The 22,026-nt window shown below is 43.8% G+C and carries 17 protein-coding genes and 3 tRNA genes; 11 read left to right on the plus strand and 9 right to left on the minus strand.

The annotated features are described in order from the left end of the window. Positions 1-14: 14 nt before the first annotated feature. Both AC1HDJ_RS06835 and folD read right to left on the minus strand, forming a co-directional pair. Positions 15-887, minus strand: a complete 873-nt coding sequence (locus tag AC1HDJ_RS06835) for an ion transporter (protein WP_479534478.1) — start codon at positions 885-887, stop codon at positions 15-17. Between the two features lie 123 nt (positions 888-1,010). After that, positions 1,011-1,865: a bifunctional methylenetetrahydrofolate dehydrogenase/methenyltetrahydrofolate cyclohydrolase FolD gene (folD, locus tag AC1HDJ_RS06840; RefSeq protein ID WP_479534480.1), complete on the minus strand. Its 855-nt coding sequence runs from the start codon at positions 1,863-1,865 to the stop codon at positions 1,011-1,013. 227 nt (positions 1,866-2,092) lie between these two features. On the opposite strand from folD, the gene AC1HDJ_RS06845 reads away from it, so the two are divergent. The 3 genes from AC1HDJ_RS06845 (at position 2,093) to AC1HDJ_RS06855 (ending at position 2,415) form a co-directional block, all read left to right on the plus strand. Then, a tRNA-Pro gene (locus AC1HDJ_RS06845) sits at positions 2,093-2,169 on the plus strand. Between the two features lie 16 nt (positions 2,170-2,185). Beyond that, positions 2,186-2,262 (plus strand) — tRNA-Arg (locus AC1HDJ_RS06850). 77 nt (positions 2,263-2,339) lie between these two features. Further along, positions 2,340-2,415, plus strand: a tRNA-His gene (locus tag AC1HDJ_RS06855). 159 nt (positions 2,416-2,574) lie between these two features. On the opposite strand, the gene AC1HDJ_RS06860 is transcribed toward AC1HDJ_RS06855, so the two are convergent. After that, positions 2,575-3,432 (minus strand): winged helix-turn-helix domain-containing protein, encoded by an 858-nt coding sequence (locus AC1HDJ_RS06860; RefSeq protein ID WP_479534482.1) that lies wholly within the window; start codon positions 3,430-3,432, stop codon positions 2,575-2,577. 1,009 nt (positions 3,433-4,441) lie between these two features. On the opposite strand from AC1HDJ_RS06860, the gene AC1HDJ_RS06865 reads away from it, so the two are divergent. The 3 genes from AC1HDJ_RS06865 to AC1HDJ_RS06875 are packed head-to-tail and all read left to right on the plus strand — an operon-like array spanning position 4,442 to position 7,193. Continuing rightward, positions 4,442-4,675 (plus strand): FeoA family protein, encoded by a 234-nt coding sequence (locus tag AC1HDJ_RS06865; protein WP_438621654.1) that lies wholly within the window; start codon positions 4,442-4,444, stop codon positions 4,673-4,675. Beyond that, the gene (gene feoB / locus AC1HDJ_RS06870) at positions 4,672-6,954 is read left to right on the plus strand and encodes a Fe(2+) transporter permease subunit FeoB (protein ID WP_479534485.1); all 2,283 of its coding nucleotides are present in this window, start codon (positions 4,672-4,674) and stop codon (positions 6,952-6,954) included. Before AC1HDJ_RS06865 ends, feoB begins: the two co-directional genes overlap by 4 nt. Next, on the plus strand, positions 6,951-7,193 hold the full coding sequence (locus AC1HDJ_RS06875; RefSeq protein WP_479534487.1) for a FeoC-like transcriptional regulator: 243 nt from the start codon (positions 6,951-6,953) through the stop codon (positions 7,191-7,193). Before feoB ends, AC1HDJ_RS06875 begins: the two co-directional genes overlap by 4 nt. Positions 7,194-7,319: 126 nt before the next feature. On the opposite strand, the gene AC1HDJ_RS06880 is transcribed toward AC1HDJ_RS06875, so the two are convergent. The 3 genes from AC1HDJ_RS06880 to AC1HDJ_RS06890 form a co-directional block, all read right to left on the minus strand. Continuing rightward, positions 7,320-7,763, minus strand: a complete 444-nt coding sequence (locus AC1HDJ_RS06880; protein WP_479534489.1) for an HIT domain-containing protein — start codon at positions 7,761-7,763, stop codon at positions 7,320-7,322. 150 nt (positions 7,764-7,913) lie between these two features. Further along, positions 7,914-10,466: a bifunctional diguanylate cyclase/phosphodiesterase gene (locus AC1HDJ_RS06885; RefSeq protein WP_479537635.1), complete on the minus strand. Its 2,553-nt coding sequence runs from the start codon at positions 10,464-10,466 to the stop codon at positions 7,914-7,916. Positions 10,467-10,847: 381 nt separating this feature from the next. Next, positions 10,848-11,501, minus strand: coding sequence for a DUF4377 domain-containing protein (locus AC1HDJ_RS06890; RefSeq protein ID WP_479534493.1), 654 nt, complete (start codon positions 11,499-11,501; stop codon positions 10,848-10,850). A 300-nt stretch (positions 11,502-11,801) separates the two neighbouring features. On the opposite strand from AC1HDJ_RS06890, the gene lpxM reads away from it, so the two are divergent. Together lpxM and AC1HDJ_RS06900 are read left to right on the plus strand one after the other, a co-directional pair. Continuing rightward, the gene (gene lpxM / locus AC1HDJ_RS06895; protein ID WP_479534495.1) at positions 11,802-12,761 is read left to right on the plus strand and encodes a lauroyl-Kdo(2)-lipid IV(A) myristoyltransferase; all 960 of its coding nucleotides are present in this window, start codon (positions 11,802-11,804) and stop codon (positions 12,759-12,761) included. Positions 12,762-12,883: 122 nt separating this feature from the next. Beyond that, positions 12,884-14,179, plus strand: a complete 1,296-nt coding sequence (locus AC1HDJ_RS06900; protein WP_479534497.1) for a polysaccharide deacetylase family protein — start codon at positions 12,884-12,886, stop codon at positions 14,177-14,179. 129 nt (positions 14,180-14,308) lie between these two features. On the opposite strand, the gene pyk is transcribed toward AC1HDJ_RS06900, so the two are convergent. Next, positions 14,309-15,751 (minus strand): pyruvate kinase, encoded by a 1,443-nt coding sequence (gene pyk / locus AC1HDJ_RS06905; protein ID WP_438621662.1) that lies wholly within the window; start codon positions 15,749-15,751, stop codon positions 14,309-14,311. Between the two features lie 256 nt (positions 15,752-16,007). Further along, entirely contained in the window at positions 16,008-16,856 is an 849-nt protein-coding gene (locus AC1HDJ_RS06910) for a MurR/RpiR family transcriptional regulator (RefSeq protein WP_438621663.1), read from the minus strand. Between the two features lie 334 nt (positions 16,857-17,190). On the opposite strand from AC1HDJ_RS06910, the gene zwf reads away from it, so the two are divergent. The 3 genes from zwf (at position 17,191) to AC1HDJ_RS06925 (ending at position 20,497) form a co-directional block, all read left to right on the plus strand. Continuing rightward, complete coding sequence (gene zwf / locus AC1HDJ_RS06915) at positions 17,191-18,660, plus strand: glucose-6-phosphate dehydrogenase (RefSeq protein ID WP_479534500.1); 1,470 nt, start codon at positions 17,191-17,193, stop codon at positions 18,658-18,660. 162 nt (positions 18,661-18,822) lie between these two features. Beyond that, positions 18,823-19,530 carry a 6-phosphogluconolactonase gene (pgl, locus tag AC1HDJ_RS06920; RefSeq protein ID WP_479534502.1) on the plus strand — a complete coding sequence of 236 codons (708 nt, stop codon included), beginning with the start codon at positions 18,823-18,825 and terminating at the stop codon, positions 19,528-19,530. A gap of 136 nt (positions 19,531-19,666) precedes the next feature. Then, positions 19,667-20,497, plus strand: a complete 831-nt coding sequence (locus AC1HDJ_RS06925; RefSeq protein WP_479534504.1) for an SDR family oxidoreductase — start codon at positions 19,667-19,669, stop codon at positions 20,495-20,497. Positions 20,498-20,712: 215 nt separating this feature from the next. Here the strand turns inward: AC1HDJ_RS06925 and rimO are convergent, their stop codons facing one another. Beyond that, positions 20,713-22,026 carry a 30S ribosomal protein S12 methylthiotransferase RimO gene (rimO, locus tag AC1HDJ_RS06930; protein ID WP_479534506.1) on the minus strand — a complete coding sequence of 438 codons (1,314 nt, stop codon included), beginning with the start codon at positions 22,024-22,026 and terminating at the stop codon, positions 20,713-20,715.

Genomic DNA, 22,026 nt, shown 5'->3' on the forward strand with positions numbered 1-22,026 from the left:
AAAAAGGGATTCTCTTATCTTTTTTTAGGAAGCTCTGCTCCGCAAAATTTGCAGTTTAGCGCATCGGCATCATGCCCCGTTCGGTGGCAGTGATCACAGCGTAACCTGTCTTTGTTTTTCTGTAACTCTTCGGTGAGTTGTGCGGTTAAAATGCCGGTTGGAACCGCAATAATCGAATAACCAATTAAAATCACCAGTGAGGCAATCACTCGCCCGAGTGGCGTGTGCGGCACAAGATCGCCATATCCTACCGTTGTTAGCGTAACAATGGCCCAGTAGATCCCCATCGGGATACTGGTAAAGCCATTTTGCGGCCCTTCCACAACAAACATAATGCTGCCAAACAGGCAAACCATTAGCCCGACCGCACCAAAAAAAACCAGCACTTTACGGTGAGTTTGCATCAGACAGCGCCAGAGCAAATTGGCCTCTGACATATACCGAACTAATTTGAGGATGCGAAATAGCCGGAACATACGCAGCAGACGCAGCATTAAGGTGTACTCTAACCCTGGGAAGAGCAAAGAGAGATAGACCGGAAGGATGGACAACAGATCGACCATGCCATAAAAACTGCCTGCATAACGCAGAGGTTTAGGGGAGCAATACAGCCGCAGCAGATATTCTAAACTAAAAATGATACTGAACCCGATTTCACACCAGATAAACCACGAATACCAGTATGATTGCTTAGTCAGCGTTGAACCTATGATGAGTACTGCAACACTCAGAAGCACTGAGAATAGCAGCACCAGCTCAACGGCACGGCCGGAACGCCGCTGAGTATTAAACACGACATTATATAAGCGATGGCGGTATTTTCTGGGCGCTAAATGATGGCTATCCGGTGAAGAGGGTGGGTGCTGTAAAGATGAGTGTTCAGGCATAAAAGTAGCTCGTACTGGCTGCGTGCTTGTTATTGATAGGATACAACACTACTTGATGCCGGAAACGGCGGGCTAATGCAAATTAACCCGCACGAACAGCTAAATTTATACCCAAAAGAGTAGTTAATCGTGATATTTTTCACATGCTAGCAGTGTATTTTGCATCAGGGTTGCGACAGTCATCGGGCCAACACCACCAGGAACTGGAGTGATCCACGCTGCATGCTCTTGCGCGCTTGCAAAATCGACATCACCAACCACTTTTCCATCAGCTCGGCGGTTTATACCAACATCAATAACTACCGCGCCTGGTTTAATCCAATCACCCGGAATAAAGTGCGGTTTACCCACGGCAACAACCAGCAAGTCTGCGCGGCGTACGTGGCTTTCCAAATCGCGGGTAAAGCGGTGAGTCGTAGTCACTGTACATCCGGCGAGCAGCAGTTCAAGTGACATCGGGCGGCCAACAATATTCGATGCGCCAACTACAACCGCTTCCATCCCGTAGGTATCAATTCCGCTATGTTCAATCAGCGTCATGATCCCCCCCGGTGTACAAGGGCGTAGTGTTGGAATGCGCTGGCACAGCCTGCCTATTGTGTAGGGATGAAAACCATCAACATCTTTATTCGGATGAATTCGCTCAATGACTTGCGTAGTATCAATATGCTCAGGTAGCGGCAGTTGGACTAAAATACCATCAATATCAGAGGCCTGATTTAGGGTATCGATTAAATCCAGCAAATCAGCTTGCGGTGTATTCACCGGTAAATCATACGATCGGGAAACAAAACCAACCTCTTCGCAGGCTTTACGTTTTGAGCCTACATAGATTTGTGAGGCGGGATCTTGTCCTACCAGCACAACGGCCAGACCGGGAGCGCGTTTTCCCTGCGCGATACGTTGTTGTACTTGTTGCGCTACGGTTGTACGAACTTGTTGCGCAATCGTTTTCCCGTCAATAATCATTGCAGTCATCAGACAAGCGATCCCCTACAAATTTTCGGAGTGCATATTGTGTCAGAAACCAGTAAGGGTGTCAGTAGGCATCACACAGGAAAATAGTCGCCTAAAAAGAGTATTATTGCTGTGATTTTGAGCGTTTGAAGCTATTGATGCTAAAAACATTTTGACTCGTTAGCACATCTCAGTATAATTCAAAGCCTATCGAGTCAGGTGTTCGATTATTAATACGTGACAACAGTCGGTGAGTAGCGCAGCCCGGTAGCGCAACTGGTTTGGGACCAGTGGGTCGGAGGTTCGAATCCTCTCTCACCGACCACTATTCAATAGTGAGTGCACCCTTAGCTCAGTTGGATAGAGCAACGGCCTTCTAAGCCGTGGGTCACAGGTTCGAATCCTGTAGGGTGCGCCATTGAATATCAATATTTCATTTTTAGTGAGTTATTGAGCGTTGATAATAGCGTAATTGTGATAGAAAAAATCTCTATGGTGGCTGTAGCTCAGTTGGTAGAGTCCTGGATTGTGATTCCAGTTGTCGTGGGTTCGAGCCCCATCAGCCACCCCATTCATTTATACTCTAGACGTATTCCTCTCAAGCAAACTCTTTTTATTTCATCATTATCTATTTATTCTAAAATTTCCTGACTTCTTTGGTCGTTATTTTTATTATCAGTGGTTGTTGCAAATCGGTACTTCAATTGTCAACAATTTGTTATTGTATAAATTAGACCAGTGTCTTGTTAATGACATCGTTAATTAATTTATTGATATCCTCTTTTTTTGACCGTTCGTTAATCATAATCATTTGATTGTGTACAAGTTCATCATTTGCAATGATGAAAAAAGACAGGCTGTTGTTCATCATCAGGATGTTTATTGTGCTCGGCTTTTGTTTTGTTCTTTTAATTTTAGTTTGGATAATGTGCTTTAAATCTGATGTGAGTGTTGGCTTATCCGACGATATAGTTAACATGTTGTCAGTATATATTTCGGGTGGTGTTTGGCTTATTTTTTTCTGCAACTTAGCGTTGTGATGTATTTTTATTAAGCACAGTGTTAATACAACCAACAGGCTAAATGTGATCTGCAACAATGTTGTTTTATGTTTATCATAATTAACATGTCTATGTGTAGTGATTTGTTCTTTTTTATCACTAGGCTCTATTTCTATATGGCTATTACGTGGGTTATTTACCAACGATTGACTTGTTAATACAACATCACGATGGTCTGATGGCTTTAAATTATTTCTTTCAGATGAAATAATCGTAACTGCATCCGCATCAAGTTTATAACCTGTCTTTGAAATTGTTTTCAACCACTTTTGTTCTTTGCCGTTATCCCCAATCAATGATCTAATATTACTGATTGCTTGAGTAATAGAGCTTTCTGCAACTATTTTTCCCGGCCAGCACTTTTCAAGTAAGTATTCTTTTGATAGCACAGTTCCTGCATTACTTGCTAATTCAAGTAATGTCATGAAATCATGTTTCCCAATTTTAAACTCTTTATTTGACTCAGTGTCTAATAATAACGTTTTATCTGAGTTTATGAGAATACTTCGTACTTGATAAGTTTTCATTATTATACAATACCGAATCAGGAAACATATTGTTTCAAATTCTATATAAATCTATATGAAAATCCAGAGTTAAATTGAAATTTTACTTAATTATTAATAAGTGACTCTGTGGTTTATATTTTAATTGTTCGTTTTGTATCTTTAATTCGTTTTTTCTTATATTCAAATTATTGTTTTTATTTAATTTAGATGTAGGTAATCGATTGCTTTGTTTTGTTTGATATTCAAAAGGTAGACTTACTCTCAGCTACTCGTATTTGGAATATATCTTTTAAAAATATGATTAAGAGCCTCGTTAAGATGTTTATTTATAACAGGTTGTTTTTATCGGTGGGTATCCACTGGCTATTACTATCAATACGTTGATTCTCTTTACGTGTTTAATCGTTAACAAACAAGTAAAAAAGGGTTATAGAGTGCAGGGGTAACGATGTTCATTGTCAAACTTAGTAAGTTAAGAGCTGTGATTAACAGCAGATAAAATGCCAACACATCATTATTGGATTTGTTTACTCAAAAATAAACGTTTTTTTATAATGCCTATTTATGCATTAATTATTTGGTATTGTATAGATAGCGTTATAAAGCTAAATGGATAAGTATTTGGGAAGTAAAAAATTAACGTGGCACGCCGTTTGAGCGATGCCACGGGTGTCAAGGACACCTTCGCTTGCTGCCGGGAGAGTGATGTGGACATCACTCTCTCTGATAAAATGGTCTTTCAGTTATGATGAATGCGTAAATGAGGTGACACTACGCGTCAACAGGCCTTTGTTATAGCATTCTAGTATCTATCAATTAACTTAATTATTGCGGATATGTGACTTAATGTTAAATTATGCGAGACAGATTGCATAATCAATGCGTTGAAATGTTACTTATCTTGGCTAATTTGTTGAGTATGCTGTTAAGAGCGGGGAAATGTTGATCCGTAGCAAAAAAAGCTTGCTATAAAACACGTAGAATAATGATAATGATAATCTATCTTATTTAAGCGTTGGCGATTGTAATGAAGACACTGGCTGATTTGAGTGTGGGCGATAAAGCGCGAGTGATGAATATGCAGCGCTTAGATCGTCCACTACGTAAAAAACTGATGGTTTTAGGGGTTCTTCCTTCAAGTGAAATCAGTGTGGTACGTTTTGCCCCACTCGGAGACCCTTTACAGATTGAAATTTGTGGTGTGAATATTGCTCTGCGTTTAACGATAGCCGCGGGTATTGATGTTGAGGTGTTGGCATGAATTTTTCCTTATTAACGGTAGGGAACCCTAACAGCGGTAAAACCTCCTTATTTAATGGCTTAACCGGTGCTCGGCAGCAAGTAGGTAACTGGAGTGGGGTTACTGTCGAGAAGAAAGTTGGGTCATGCAGTGTGGGTGAGCATAAACTGCAAATTACCGATCTGCCCGGCGTGTATGCATTATCTGGTGATAATGTAGATAGCGGTAAAGATGAACAACTGGCAACAATTGTGGTTGAGTCTATTCCTGCTGATGTCATTTTAAATATTGTGGATGCCTCCGCATTAGAGCGTAGTTTATATCTGACACTGCAACTGATTGAAACCGGCCGCCCTGTTGTTGTGGTGGTGAATAAAACCGATGCACTTGAACGTAATCGTCAGCAATTGAATGTTCCTCTATTATCTCAAATGCTCGGATGCCCAGTTTTTGCTATTTCGGCTCATAATCAGCGCCAAGTAAACCGTTTTCGCAGCGAATTGGCTGAATTGTTAGCTCAAGGGGTTAAACCGTCAGCCTTAAAGCTTGATTATGGTTCGGGTATTGAATCTGTTCTTAGTGATCTTGAAGTTTTATGCCCGCTTAATGAGCAGGCAAGTACCCGCTCATTGGCTTTACGTTTACTGGAAAGAGATCGTCTGGTTGAAAAACGGTTAGGTGCTGAACAACAAGATATTGCGAATCAAAAAATTGTGTTGTTAGAAAGTCAGGTTGATACTGATTTACAAATCGCAGATGTGCGCTACAGCTTTATTCATGCGCTATGCCAGAAAGCACGTAAACACGTTGGTATTGTTAGCCATAAAACCAGTGAAAGAATTGATAAGATGGTTTTAAACCGGTATCTCGGTTTGCCGATTTTCTTATTGGTGATGTACCTGATGTTTATGTTTTCGATTAAGGTGGGCAGTTCTTTTATCGATTTCTTTGATATTTCGGTGGGTGCTCTGTTAGTTGAAGGAACACATCATCTTTTTGATGGTGTACTGCCGGTTTGGTTAGTGACACTGTTGGCTGATGGTTTTGGTGCCGGTATTCAAACGGTGACAACTTTTATTCCGGTGATCGGTTGTCTATATCTGTTTATGGCTGTGCTGGAAGGCTCAGGATATATGGCACGTGCTGCATTTGTGCTGGATAAGCTGATGCAAAAAATTGGTTTGCCTGGGCGCTCGTTTGTCCCTTTGGTCATTGGTTTTGGCTGTAATGTGCCAGCTATTATGGCTACCCGTACATTAACACAAGAGCGTGAGCGTTTATTAACGGTCATGATGACACCATTTATGTCTTGTGGAGCGCGTTTACCGGTTTATGCGCTGTTTGCTACAGCATTTTTCCCACATTCCGCCCAGAACATTGTTTTTGCGCTGTATCTTGTTGGGATTTTGATTGCAGTTTTCACCGGTTTGTTGCTGCGTAATACGTTGTTACCGGGTAGCAGTGAAAGTTTTGTGATGGATTTGCCAGATTATGAGTGGCCAACGCTGCGTAATATTGTTTTGAAAACATGGCAAAAACTGAAAAACTTTGTTTTTGGTGCTGGTAAAACCATTGTGATTGTTGTGGCGGCGCTTGGCTTTTTTAACTCGCTGGGTGTTGATGGATCATTTGGTAACCAAAATACTGAACATTCCATTCTGGCTCAGGTAGCTAAGAAAGTGACGCCGGTATTGGCACCAATTGGAGTGGAAAAAGATAACTGGCCTGCCACTGTCGGAATTATTACCGGTATTTTTGCTAAGGAAGCGGTAGTAGGCACATTAAATGCGCTTTATAGCGGTGAAACTACAGCCGATAGCAGTGAATACAATTTCTTTGCTTCATTTAAAGAGGCATTGCTGACAATTCCTGAAAACTTGTTGAATATTAATATGGCTGATCCACTGGATATTAATGTAGGTGATACCACTGACCGTGCCGCTGCTGCAGAAGCGCAAGAAGTTAATGCATCAACATTTGATAAGCTAGCGCAGAACTTCTCTGGCCCAGCAGCAGCCTTTAGTTATCTGTTATTTGTGCTGCTATATACCCCTTGTGTTGCTGCTATGGGGGCATTTGTACGGGAGGTAGGGCGCAACTGGGCACTGTTTGTTGCTGGTTGGACTATGCTCTTGGCATATGTTGTGGGCACATGGTTTTATCAGATTATGCATTTTTCAGTGCATCCGGCAGAGAGTATTTTGTGGCTCAGTATTACCGGTGGCCTGCTGCTCGCTGTTATGATTGTATTGCGTATTATGGGTAAAAATCAGCAACCGCGTGAGGTTAAATTAGCATGATTTTACAGACGTTACGTGAAACGTTGCAGACTCAAGGGCGTGCTACTCGCCGTGATCTGGCCAAGCAGTTTTCGACCAGTGAAGATGGCATTGATGCCATGTTACAGGTATGGCTCCGCAAAGGTCGGATAGCAAAAGAGACACAGTGTGTTTGCAGCGGTGGTTGTTGTGGCGCAAGTGAAGAGGTCTATTATCGCTGGCTTGAGGCTGACGGTATTTCTGTGGTGGTTAAGCACTGATCCGGATTTTTGGGCCGTTTTAACGGCCATGGGTAGTCAATCTAGTTAATATAAAAACGCCAACGAAGGGGAACCCCGTTGGCGTTTTTTATTGCCCTAGCCGAGTTTATTTCGTACTGGTGTTTTTTATTTGGCGGGTACAAAATCAGTCAGCTGGTTTAATTTTACAAGTAACCCAGAGCTAGCTTGTGTTTGTTCATCAGCACTGCGTAGTTTACTGGTTAAATTTCCCCAGATAGGTGCAGGCCAGACCGCATCTTGCTGGAAACGGGCAACATGGTGAATGTGCAGTTGAGAAACCATATTACCAATAGCAGCAATATTCAGTTTATCGGGTGTGTATATTTGTTCCATGATTCGTGCAATAGCACTCGACTCTTGCATCAGTTGCATCTGCTCTGAATCAGTCAGGTGATGAATTTCTTTGATATTATTTCGTCTGGGAACAAGAATAAGCCAAGGAACATTGCTGTCTTTACTCAATAACACCTGACATAACGGAAAAAAACCTAATGTAGTGGTGTCGGCGGCGAGTCGGTGGTGAAGTAAAAAATCTGAATGTGGCAGCATTGCTATTTTATTCCTTAACGGGAAAAGACCTGTATGAGCATAGCAAGTTTACGCCCTGAGTTCTGCCTTGTTTGGGCTGGTTATCGGAGGATGAGAGCCTGTAACTTGTCAGGCCTCCTGCACCTATTGCTAAGGATTATTTACTCAGCATTATTGATTGAGTTGCCACTCTTCTAGTGGCATTGGACGGCCAAAGTAGTACCCCTGCGCTTTTTGAGCGCCCAATTGTGCCAGGCGAGCAGCCTCTTGTGCATTTTCAACACCTTCGGCCACTAAAGGAACTTGGCAGCTGATAGCTAGCTGAATAACCGAGTTAATCACACGATCACTGCCTGCACTGTTGAGTAATCCGCTGACAAATGTTCGGTCTATCTTCAGACAATCAAAGGTTAACCGGTGCAGATGAGATAGGCTCGAATAGCCGCTGCCAAAATCATCTAAGGCAATTTTCACCCCAATTTTACGCAATATATGCAGTCGGTCTTCAATAAAATTAAAGTTTTCAATCAGCATTGACTCGGTTAACTCTAAAGTTAGGTTGGCGGGTTTTAATCCACTGTGTATCAACGCTTTTTTTACGACCGCAATAAAATCAGTCTGGATTATCTGTCGTACAGAGATATTGACGTGTAATTCAAAATCCTCAGGCCACTGTTTATCTCTGATGTTATCAGCAATGGCTTTACAGCCGTGCATCAATGCCCATGCTCCAATCGGTAAGATTAAACCTGATTGTTCAGCGATGGGAATAAATTGATCAGGGCTGACTACCCCAAGCGATGCGGAGTGCCAGCGTAGTAAAACCTCAGCGCCCAGGGTTTTTCCAGACTTGAGATCGACAATCGGCTGATAATGCAGATATAGCTCATTATTTTCTAATGCGCTGTTTAAATGCGTGAGGATTTGTGTCGATAAGCCGACATTATCGGCAAGTGTTTTATCATAGATAACACCGGTATTTTCACCGTTTTTCTTCGCGGCTAAACGTGCAATGTTTGCTTGTATATAGGCATCGGCTAACTGATTGGTAGCAAAAGGCTTAATGACACAGCCAATATTGGTTGTTATCAATACATCATCATTATTGAGTTGGAATGACTCAGTAAAGAGTGCTAGATAGCGTTGTAAGCTTGAATCAATCACCGGCTGAGCATCAACGTAGACTAACATGAAGCCATTGTCAGAGCTTTTTACTACTAATATTTTATCTGACAAACTACCGGCAAAGGCAGACAACCGCTGGCCAACAACACGGTATAAGGCATTCAGGCTCTCATCCCCCATACTGTTTTTAATTGCATCAATATTATTAAGGCTAAGCAACAGCAGACCTTGCAGCACATTATTTTCTGGTGGCAAGTGGGTATTTAACCACTGCTTTAATCCCGTTTTATTGAGTAAACTAGTGTTTTGGTCGTGCTCGATAAAATACTGCTGTTGGTTAAAGGCATTTGATAGAGAGCTGGACATATCATTGAATGCATCGTTTAGCCGTCTGATCTCTTTAAGCTCAAAGCGCTCTTGTTTGACAGGTTGCCATTGCTGTTTGGTCAGTAAACGTGCTGTTTTAGCTACATTCATGATAGGGGTGGTGATTTTTGATAGCGCAACCCATGTTAATGTTACACCAACGGCAAAAATGGCGATAATCCACAGTAGGGTTTCTTTTCGGTCTTCGTATAGACTACCGACAACCTCACTCTCTGGCATGATAACAGCTACTTTCCAGTCATCGAGTTTAATTTCTTGCCCTACCTCCATCATGCGCAGGAAGTAAGTGTTTCCTTTGACTTTAAAGGTATATGAGCCAGATTTTTTTTGATCGATAAAAAGGGCGGTAGCTTTTACCCGCGGATCTTCACTGGTGTTAGGGGTTAATAAGTTGGGCGCTTCCATCGAGGAGAAATCGATAATATTACTCTGCTTTTTGGTTTGTTCATCTGTTGAGTGTGAAATTATTTGGTTGTCTTTGTTTAAGATTAATATGATCGAGTTATCTATTTTGGCTGTTGTTTTTAGGTATTGATTAAATCCGCTTAATTTAATATCTGAGGTGACAATACCAACGAACTGATTTTTTTTGTCATAGGCCGGTGTTGAATATGACACTGTGATACCACGGTGTGCGTCATAATCTTGGTAGGCATTACTCCACAACGATTTTTTCTGGGCGGCGCTCTCTCTGTACCAAGGGCGGGTACGAGGGTCGTAGTTTTTAAACTGATTCAGAATCGGTGACTGTATACTAAGATCAGTAAAAAAACGCAGTTCACCTTGCGTGTTTTGATCTTTTAGCGTGAGAGTGTATTTATTTTTCACTATTTCACGGCTGATACCCACATAATTACCATCATAGGTACCTATTGCGACAAAGCTCAGTTGTGGTGTATCTGGAAAAAGATTATGGATAGTGTTGTAGAGTGGCGGGGTGAATGCGGTTAAGTTCTGAGTGTTAATACGGTTCGCTGATTGGATACTCATTGCAATAACGGTATTCGCTTGCAGCGGTGCTTTCAGGTAATTAGCCAGATCTTCACTGACGAGCTGTGCGCGTATTGATGCTATTTTTTCGCTTAGATCTTTGATCATATCACTTTCACTACGGTACTGTATTAGCATTGATATGCCGAGAATCGCACTGATTGCGATAAAAAACAGTAGGGTAACAACCAGTTTTAATGATAGAGAACCGGATAGCTTCATGGGTTATATACAGACCTGATAAGCGATTATTGAGTGATTTCAATAACACAGCGGATACTAATAAAATTAAATGCTAAATATACTGTGCAGTGGATAAACTATGATCTATATCATTACTCAGTATTAATTATTTTTAGGTATAGAACTCAACCATAGGTTGAAAATGATACAGGTTGTATTATAACTGCAAAGCTGTACATTAGCGTAATTATTATCAATAGAAAATGAAAGCTGTAAAGAAAATTTATAAAATAGATGCTTCTATATGAGATTTTCTTGATCTTTTCAGGGGTTTTAGGGAAAACAATTAGCCGTATATAAAGCATGACGGCTAATTGTGGTATTACACATAAATTACTTAATAGCTATATGTTTTGGCTATTAAGATTTTACGACTGCAGTTTCAACAATCATGTCTAAAATCCAGCGCTTGGAAGAAGCATCTGCGGCAGGGTTAGCAACATCGAACTCTTTAATCCGCAGGCGGTAAGACATACCCGGCTCTGGTTCAAACCCTTCGATTGTGCCGTAGTAGTTGCTCCATGGCGCATCTTTAGTTTCACGAATTTGCAGGCACTCTTGTTGTGCAACCCCGGTACAGGTTTTACGCTCGGCAGCAACATAGATAAATTTGGTGATACCCTCTGCCATAGCCGGTTGTTGGGTGAACTGATACTGAGCTTTTCCGTTGCTAAGTGTCAGTGTGTTACCCGCTACTTTAACGGTAGGCTTGCTGTTTAGCAGCGCTGTGAAGGCTTGCTCACGCTGCATGGCTTCTGGCAGGCACATCATCATCGTTGCAGCCATGCCTTTAACCACTAGGTGGCCATTTTCAATCGTTGCCATGCCCATCATACGGTTACAACCGGCAAATGCGGCCATACGGCCATCTTTCATTTCGAATGTTGTGGGTTTGATATCCGCAGATACGCCGGTTTGCTGCCAATTCCCTTCAATATTAGGGGCGGTTGATACTGTGCTACAACCAGTAAGAAGGGCGCTAGCAGTAAGCAGAGCTAAGGCATGAGTACGCATAAAAGGTGACACTCCCAAAGAAATTTACACCGATGGTATGGATTTTATTCCTACCATCATGGCTTTTTAGTGATTACAGTAAGTATTACTTTAGTTAAAAGTAGCAATAAATCAGTTAGATTTCAGCCTTTATTGGCATAATCAGAATTGTCTGTTGACGTTTGATTTCGATATTTTACAGATAATGCTGAGATCTATGGCAAATGTGTTGTCTGTTTTTTGTGCATTTATCAACATGGTAATTGCAAAATTACAGATCCTCCCTATTATAGATCGGTTTTTATTGATGCCGGAATTCGCATGACTCGTGAAAAAAAAGCCGCAGGGCATGTACCAAAGTTTACTTTATCGATGCTGCATCCACGCTATTGGCTGGTGTGGTGTGGGTTGCTGATAGTGGCTCTGCTGGCATTTTTGCCGCACAAACTGCGTGATAGCTTGGCAGGCCATATTGGCCGTTTTGCCGGGCAGAAAGCAAAAAAGCAGCGCCGCAGAACCGAGATTAACTTGCAGTACTGTTTTCCTCAGTTATCGGATGCAGAGCGAGATACCTTGGTTGATGATACGTTTGCTACTGCCGCGCAAGTTATGTTGGCGATGGCGGAGCTGGCGATTCGTAGTAAAGATTTTCTTGATTCGCGTACCCGCTTTATCGGCTTTGAACATGTTGATGCAGTGAAAGCGAGTGGGCGAAACATAATTTTCATGGTACCGCATGCATGGGCGATTGATTTTCCCGGTATTATCATGGCATCGAAAGGCATGCCGATTGCGGCGATGTTTAATCCGCACCGTAATGCGCTGGTTGATTGGATCTGGAACAGTGTTCGGTTGCGTTTTGGCGGGCGTTTACATACACGACAAGATGGCATTAAGGCGTTTTTAAGCTCAGTTCGCCAAGGATATTGCGGCTATTACTTACCCGATCAGGATCATGGAGCAGAAAAAAGTGAGTTTGTTGATTTTTTCAGCACTTACAAAGCAACCTTGCCAGGGCTGAGTAAGATGATGAAAGTCTGTAATGCTGCCGTGATCCCGTTATTACCGGTCTATAATAGCAAAGACGGACTATTTGAAATGCACATTCACCCTGCAATGGATGATTTGCAAGAGGCTGATGATGTCACCGCCGCGCGCCGTATGAATGAAGAGATTGAGCAATTAGTCACACCCAACCCAGAACAGTATATTTGGCTATTGAAGTTACTGAAAACCCGCAAAGTGGGGGATCGCAGCCCCTATGAAGACGAAGGGTTGTAATCTGGATATCTGGAAAAAAGTAGTCTATTCACCCACTAAGGCAGCGAGTAAAGCAGTAAACTAAAAGACTGCTTTCACCTTGTGGGTGTTGAATTAACAATTATGTTTATTACGATATATTTATGATGACGCAGCACTTTTCAAGGCATCTTTTTGCTTTTGTACTTTTTATTTCGTGCTCTTCAGTTTTTTCAGCAGAGCCAGTTGATATTTCAGTGTCTGGGTTGCAGGCTATCGCCTCTGTAAAGTTACATACAAAAGCGGTTACTGAGACAAAAATTCCAGTGTATGCACAAATAGCAGGCCATGAAATTCCGGTGCTGACCTTAAATGAAGGGCAGGATGTTGATATTAATACCGTTGACAATAATGGCTATCATATTAGTTTTGGTAATGCTTCAGCTACTATTCGACAGGCAGATTTAAATATAGTAAAGAAAGATAAAATTGATAGTCTATTAGACACCATGTTACTGCAAGAAAAACACGAGCAACATCAAGCATATGACAATATCATTACTAAATCTGTTGTGCCGATATATAATGAAATATCGTATAAGCCTACGGTTTTCGCCTATTTAAATGATAATTTGCGTTATCCTTTTGTAGATAAAATAGAAGATAGCAATAATATCGCATGGTATGTGATTAATATTGCCGGACAAGTAAAGTATATAAAAGCCACTGATGTTGAACTTGATAGCGGAATTGCTGTACTGACCTTTCACCATATTTTGACTAATCAAGAGAATAAACTGTTTCGTCATACTTCAACAACCACCTCAGATGTTGCATTTAGTAATCAAATGGCCTATTTAAAACAGGCTGGCTACCAGACTATCAGCATGGAATTGCTTGAGGTATATATCAAAGGGCAAAATAACTTACCTGCCAGAGTCGTTGTATTAACATTTGATGATGGTTTGAAATCAGTCTATAAATATGCTTATCCGATTTTAAAAAACTATAAATTCAATGCTGTTTCTTTTATTATCTCCTCACGAATTAAATATTTCCCTCAGCAGTGGGATGCTAATTCACTGCAGTTTTTGAGTTTTCAGGAAATTGATGCGATGCAGGATGTATTTGAAATAGAGTCGCATACACATTTTATGCATAAACGCGTAGCATCAAAACATCCTATACTGCTGTCAAAGTCATACCACAATATTTATCGGGATTTCGTACGTTCAAAGAAAGTCTTAGCTAAATATAATTATCATGTTGATTATTTATCATATCCCTTTGGTGGCTATAATAAACTGGCAATTAAAGCAGCAGAAGAGGCTGGTTATCGCTTAGCGGTGACGACCGAGCAAGGAAAAGTAAAACCGAATGATAACCCCTACACGCTAAAAAGGTTGTATGTTTTCCGAACCGATCCGGTACAGGTTTTTGCCGATAAAATTCGTAATTAATTCTTGCGGTAAATAACCATAGCACTTAATACAAACGTGCAATAAAAGTACACAATAAAAAAGCCACGATATTTTCGTGGCTTTTTTGTCAGATAAATAGGCTATATTTTAAGTATATATTTTTGCGGATTATTCAACACGCAGAATACGGCAGGTATTAGTGCTGCCGATTGCGCCCATATCATCACCCTGAGTGACCATAACTAGATCGCCAGCCATCAAAAAGCCTTTATCTTTTAGGATAGAGACAGCTTCTTGTGCTGCATCGTGGCCCGAGGTATGGGTATCAAAGAATACCGGAGTCACACCACGGTACAGCGCTGCCAGATTCAGGGTTGTTTCATGGCGAGACATGGCAAAAATTGGCTTACCGGAGCTGATGCGTGACATCATCAGTGCAGTACGGCCAGACTCGGTCATGGCGATAATGGCGGTAACGCCCTGCAGGTGGTTGGCTGCATACATGGTTGACATCGCAATGGTCTCTTCAACATTGTCGAAGGTGCGATCCATACGGTGATTAGAGACATTGATGCTTGGCATCTTCTCTGCACCTAAGCACACGCGCGCCATTGCCGCGACAGTTTCAGCCGGATACTGGCCTGCTGCCGTTTCGGCTGACAGCATGACAGCATCAGTGCCATCGAGTACGGCGTTGGCAACGTCCATCACTTCGGCACGGGTTGGCATTGGGTTGGTGATCATCGATTCCATCATCTGGGTTGCGGTGATCACTGAGCGGTTCAGGCTGCGTGCGCGGCGGATCAGTTTTTTCTGTACGCCAACTAGCTCTGGATCGCCAATCTCAACACCCAAATCACCACGGGCAACCATGACAACATCAGAGGCAAGGATTACATCATCCATGGCTTCATCAGTGGCAACTGCTTCGGCACGTTCAACTTTGGCAACAATTTTGGCATAACAACCGGCATCACGAGCCAAACGGCGCGCGTAGTTCAGATCTTCCCCTGTACGTGGGAAAGAGACTGCCAGAAAATCAACGTTGATTTTAGCTGCGGTAATGATGTCGGCTTTATCTTTCTCGGTAAGGGCTTCTGCAGACAGACCACCACCAAGCTTGTTGATGCCTTTATTGTTCGATAGTGGGCCACCAACGGTGACTTCGGTGAACACTTTTAGCCCTTGAACTTCTAGCACTTTCAGCTGTACACGGCCATCATCGAGCAGCAGGATATCGCCCGGAACAACATCATTTGGTAGACCTTTGTAGTCAATACCCACTTGTTCTTTATCGCCTTCACCTTTTGGCAATTCGGCATCTAACAGGAACTTATCGCCTACATTTAAGAAGATTTTTCCCTCTTTAAATGTAGATACACGAATTTTAGGGCCTTGGAGATCGCCTAAAATCGCAACATGTTTACCCAGTTTAGCCGCCAGTTCACGTACTTTATTTGCACGCGCAAGGTGGTCTTCTGCAGTGCCGTGAGAGAAGTTTAGACGAACAACGTTAGCACCGGCGGCAATGATTTTTTCAAGATTATTGTCGCGGTCAGTTGCGGGGCCGAGTGTGGTAACGATTTTGGTTCTTCTGAGCCTTCTGGACATGGATAACTCCGTTAAATAGTCGCTATACGGTGTGCCGAATGCGGCAAAGTGCATCGTGATAGTGAACAGAAATGCAATAATGCAAACGCGCAGCGTTACCCTATTTTCAGGGCGCGACTGTGCGGTAATCTTGTACAAAATAGTCTGCGTATTATCGCACTTTCGATGAAACCTGCATTAGTTGTTTCATGCTATTTGTGTGTGATAATGGCATTTTTTATGAATAATCATTCAGCGGACTCTAGTTATATCAGGCTTATGCCCCTTTTTCAAAGCGCGAGTCACGCAGGGCCTCTTTTACCCGTTTGAGATTATCACGGAATTTAGCGCCACGGCGCAATGTAAAGCCGGTAGCGAGCACATCTATCAAGGTCAGCTGTGCAATGCGCGAGGCCATCGGCATGTAGACATCGGTATCTTCTGGTACATCGAGTGTCAGGGCCAGTGAGGCTTCGCGGGCTAGCGGTGAGCCTTCAGAGGTAATCGCGATAACGGTGGCTTCATTTTCACGGGCCAGCTGGGCTATCTCGACCAGACTTTTGGTTCTGCCTGTGTGTGATATCAGCACGATGACATCATTTTCGCCGACATTCATGCAGCTCATGCGTTGCATGACAATGTCATCAAACCAGATGACCGGCACATTGAAGCGGAAAAACTTGTTCATGGCATCATGGGCCACGGCGGCAGATGATCCTAAACCAAAAAATGAAATTTTCTTGGCCTGAGTGAGCAGATCAACGGCCCGGTTTACCGCATTCGGGTCTAAGCTGTTTTTGGCGACTTCCAGACTGGCCATGGTCGATTCAAAAATTTTCGCGGTATAGGCTTCTGCCGCATCATCCTCTTCCACATTACGGTTTACGTAAGGTGTGCCGTTGGCCAAACTCTGGGCTAAGTGCAGTTTAAAGTCAGGAAAACCTTTGGTATCTAAGCGGCGACAAAAACGGTTTACGGTAGGTTCACTGACATCAGCCACTTTGGCTAAGGTAGCAATACTCGAGTGGATGGCTGTTTGCGGCGAGGCAAGAATGACTTCAGCAACTTTTCGTTCTGATTTGCTAAAGTGCTCTAGGCTTTTCTGGATTTTGTCCAGTGTGTTCATGCGAATACCACGTCATGTTTTAATGTTACGAAAATCCCTGTATCTCTCAATAAAAAAAGGGAGAGTATGTTGGAAATATACTACCAGAGGCAGCCACTTCACAGCGAGTCAGCGCATGAATGTTCGTATTATTTCGTCAGAATATGATTGAGGTCTAAAAATAGGGTTGATTGTATGAGTAGCTAACTGGCAGGGTATTTTCAGATGATTCACTTATTCATTCGCGTGATATTAGCGTATTTCCCTTGAATTCGTTTCCTGCGTAAAATAAGTTGCTTGGTAAGGTATAGTAAAAAATAACGCCACTGGCAACAACCGGTTTGAGGACGACATAATGGTATCAAAAGCACAAGCCTGTGATCTGGTTCTGTTCGGAACGAAAGGGGATCTGGCACGTCGTAAACTACTGCCTTCTTTGTATCAATTGGAGAAAGCAGGGCTGTTGCACCAAGACTCGCGCATTATTGGCGTTGGCCGTGCGGAGTGGACACAAGAAGAGTACGTTGATTTTGTTCACAGCGCGCTGATGACCTTCCAAAAAGAGGCGGTTGATCCTGCGGTGTGGGGCACATTAAGCCAGCGCCTGCATTTTTGTAATTTAGATGTGAATAACGAAGCTGACTTTGCGCAGCTGGCTGCACTGGAAGACAGTGTGGAACGTGTCATGCTGAACTATTTTGCGATGCCACCCATGACTTATCCGGCAATTTGCCGAGGTTTGGCGTCGGTAGGGTTAAACCGCCAGCCTAACCGTGTGGTGATGGAAAAGCCGATTGGCACGAGTCTGGCTTCATCCCAAATTATTAATGATGGTGTGGCTGAGTTTTTTGATGAGTCACAGGTGTACCGCATTGACCACTATCTGGGCAAAGAGACGGTTCTAAATTTGCTGGCATTGCGCTTTGCTAACTCCATTTTTGCTTCTAAGTGGGATAACCGCACGATTGACCATGTGCAGATTACCATTGCCGAAGAAGTGGGGATTGAAGGGCGCTGGGGCTATTTTGATAAAGCAGGACAGATGCGCGATATGGTGCAAAACCATCTGTTGCAGATCTTAACCATGATTGCGATGTCGCCACCTGTTGATCTGACCTCTGACCGTATTCGTGATGAAAAAGTCAAAGTTCTGCGCGCTCTGCGCCGTATTGATCACACCAACGTGAATGAAAAAACGGTACGTGGCCAGTATACGGCAGGCTTTGTACAGGGGCAGAAAGTACCGGGTTATCTGGAAGAAGAGGGCGCAAATAAGAGCAGTGCGACCGAGTCTTTTGTCTCTATTCGTGTGGATATTGATAACTGGCGCTGGGCAGGTGTTCCGTTTTATCTGCGCACTGGCAAGCGTTTACCGGCGAAATGTTCTGAAATTGTGGTGTATTTCAAAAATCCTCCACTGAACTTATTTAGCGATTCGTATAAAGATCTTCCGCCAAACAAATTGACCATTCGCTTGCAGCCTGACGAGGGTATTGAAATTCAGATCCTTAATAAAGTGCCGGGTCTGGATCATAAGCACCGTTTACAAACGACGAAACTGGATCTGAGCTTTAGTGATACGTTCAGCGAAGAGCATATTGCTGATGCGTATGAGCGTTTGCTGCTAGAGGCCATGCGCGGTATTCAGGCGCTGTTTGTTCGCCGTGATGAGGTGGAAGAGGCGTGGAAATGGGCCGATTCAATTATTCAGGCATGGGCGGCGGATAATGAGCCACCAAAACCGTATCAGGCCGGAACGTGGGGGCCAGTAGCCTCTATTGCGATGATCGCCCGTGATGGCCGCTCATGGAGTGAATACGCGTAAAGCCCTATTTTTATTGGGGGGTGACACTTTTACAGTATCAACATTACGGTGAAGCCAATCGATTAAACCAATGTATGTGTGATACGGCAAAGGTAAAGGTGTCACCAAGCTTTACGCTTCGTGACTGTTTTACGCTTAAATCGTCAGTAATAAGGATTTACTATGCTTACCACTGTACCGCAATGGTGTGAATTTTCCTCGGCAGAGGCGCTGAATCAGCAGTTGGCTGCACGTATTGTTGAAGGGTTACAACAGGGCATTGCTAAACGCGGTGCTGCTAGTTTAGTGGTATCAGGTGGGCGTACGCCAACGGGGTTGTTCCGTGCATTAACGCAGGTTGATATTGATTGGTCTTGTGTGTTTATCACGCTGGCTGATGAGCGCTGGGTAGATGAGCATGATGAGGCCAGTAATGAAAAATTGGTTAAAGCACATCTGTTGCAGGGCTATGCGGCGGCGGCTACGTTTTGCGGGTTAAAGAATGCCTGTGCTACGCCGTTTGAAGGCGCTGATCTGGCGGCTGAACGTTTAGCCGGTTTCCCACGCCCATTTGATGCGGTGATTTTGGGTATGGGGGATGATGGGCATACCGCTTCACTGTTCCCGGGGGCTGACAATCTGGCAGCAGCGCTGGCGATGGATTCAGGCAAAGTTTGTATGGGAATGACACCGTTAACCGCGCCATTAGATCGTATTACGTTGACGCTTCCTGCACTGCTGAATAGCCGTCAGATTTATGTGCATGTAGTCGGAGAGAGCAAGCGCAGTGTGTATGATGCGGCCATGCAGGGCTCTGATGTGAATGCGATGCCGGTGCGAGCAATATTGGCACAAACGCAGACTCCGGTATCGGTATTCTGGGCTGCATAAATGAAATGCAGGTGCGCTTGTCTATCAGGTAGGTTTGTTGTGTTTAGATGTTGTGTAGGCATGAAAAAACAGCAACGTTGCACGCAGGTTTGTGCTTATTCCAACGCGTTTTAGAGTGTTATTGAGGGATAAGAGTATGGATAACAAGAAAATCTCGGTTATCGGTTTGGGCTGGTTAGGCATGCCGCTGGCTATGCATTTGCAGTCGGCCGGTTATGCGGTAGTGGGCAGTAAAACAACGGCGGACGGTGTGGCGGCGGCGCAGCTCAGTGGTATTGAAAGCTACTTGCTCAACCTTAACCCGCAGATTGAGTGTGATGATACTGATCTGGATACACTGCTGAATGTTGACACTATGGTCGTGAATATTCCGCCTGGCCGTAAAAATTACCGTGCACAGTTTTATCTTGAAGCCATACAGAACTGGGTTGACAGCGCACTGGCTAATCAAGTTAAGCATCTGATTTTTATCAGTTCTACCTCGGTGTATGGCAAGGCATCGGGTGAGGTGGATGAGTCATCGGGTTGCTATCCGGAAACCGGCTCTGCACGTGAACTGTATGAGCTGGAACTCTGGCTGCATGGCCTGCCTAATATACGGATAGATGTGCTGCGCTGTGCGGGGCTGGTGGGCCCTGATCGGCATCCAGGGCGTTTTTTGGCCGGAAAGCAAAATCTGCCGGAGGGCGCGCAGGGTGTGAATCTGGTGCATCTTGATGACTGCATTACGGCCATTTCACGGCTGATTGAGTGCCGTTTACCGGAAGGGCAAACTTACAACTTGTGCGCGCCTGAGCATCCGGTTCGTTCGGCATTTTATCCGCAGATAGCCAAAAATCTGGGGCTTGATGCACCCACTTTTCTACCTGATCTGGCTGGCCGCTCGCGGATTATCAATGGCAATAAAATCTGCCGTGAGCAGGGGTTTTCGTATCATTATCCAGATCCGTTTACCATGTTGTTTTAAATCATGCTGTTTTAAATTATGCGATGTTAAGCAGCAGCTTACTGACAGATATGATTTGAGATAATACCGTGTGCGGTAAGTTATGTGTACGAAAGAAAAAATCCCCAGATCTTCAATACAAAGATTTGGGGATTTTTTTAGGATATAACCCTATTTTTGTGGTGCTTGCAGAGAGCGCACCGTATTACCGCTTATACAGCAATAATACATCAGGATTACAGTAGGCTAGCCCACAAGTCATACTCATCAGCGTGATCAACGCTAACACGCAAGATATCACCGGCTTTTACATCAGTTACACCGTTGAGATAGACTGCGCCATCAATTTCCGGTGCATCGGCCATGCTGCGAGCAACCGCACCTTCTTCGTCAACCTCATCGACAATGACCATGATTTCACGGCCAATTTTGCTTTGCAGGCGTTGAGCTGAGATCTCTTGTTGCAGCTGCATGAAGCGATTCCAGCGATCTTCTTTGATCTCTTCAGGCACTTGATCGGGCAACTCATTGGCGGTTGCACCCTCTACCGGGCTGTATTTAAAGCAGCCGGCACGGTCGATTTGTGCTTCACGCAGGAAATCGAGCAGCAAGGTGAAATCCTCTTCGGTTTCACCCGGGAAGCCGACGATAAAGGTTGAGCGCAGAGTTAGCTCTGGGCAGATCTCGCGCCAGCGTTTGATACGTTCAAGTGTACGCTCTACCGAACCTGGGCGTTTCATCAGTTTTAGCACTTTCGGGCTGGCATGCTGGAGTGGGATATCCAGATAAGGCAGGATTTTCCCTTCCGCCATCAATGGGATCACATCATCAACATGCGGGTACGGGTAAACATAGTGCAAACGTACCCAAACACCCAGTTTAGCCAGTTGCTCACACAAAGAGAGCATGCTGGTTTTCACCGGCTGGCCATTCCAAAAACCAGTACGGTGTTTAACATCAACGCCATATGCCGACGTATCTTGCGAGATCACAAGGATCTCTTTTACACCGGCTTCCACCAAACGTTTTGCTTCATCGAGTACCGCACCAATCTGGCGGCTCTCTAAATCACCGCGCATAGACGGAATGATGCAGAACGTACAACGGTGATTACACCCTTCTGATATTTTCAGATACGCGTAATGGCGTGGTGTTAGCTTGACACCGGTTTCAGGCACAAGGCTGGTGAACGGGTCATGCTCAGGTTTTGGCACATATTTGTGCACGTGGCTAAGCACCTGCTCGTAACTGTGCGGGCCACTGATTTCAAGCACTTTTGGATGAACTTCGCGGATCTGATCCTGCTTTGCACCCAGACAGCCGGTAACAATGACCTTGCCGTTTTCGTTTAAGGCTTCACCGATTGCCTCAAGAGACTCTTGAACGGCGCTGTCGATAAAACCACAGGTGTTTACAATCACCATGTCCGCATCTTCATAGCTAGGAACAACGTGATAACCTTCAGTGCGCAGTTCGGTCAGAATACGCTCAGAGTCGACCAAATTTTTCGGGCAGCCCAGTGATACAAAACCAATACGTTTTTCGCTCAT

It is taken from the genome of Plesiomonas sp. ISS29 (assembly GCF_056522795.1).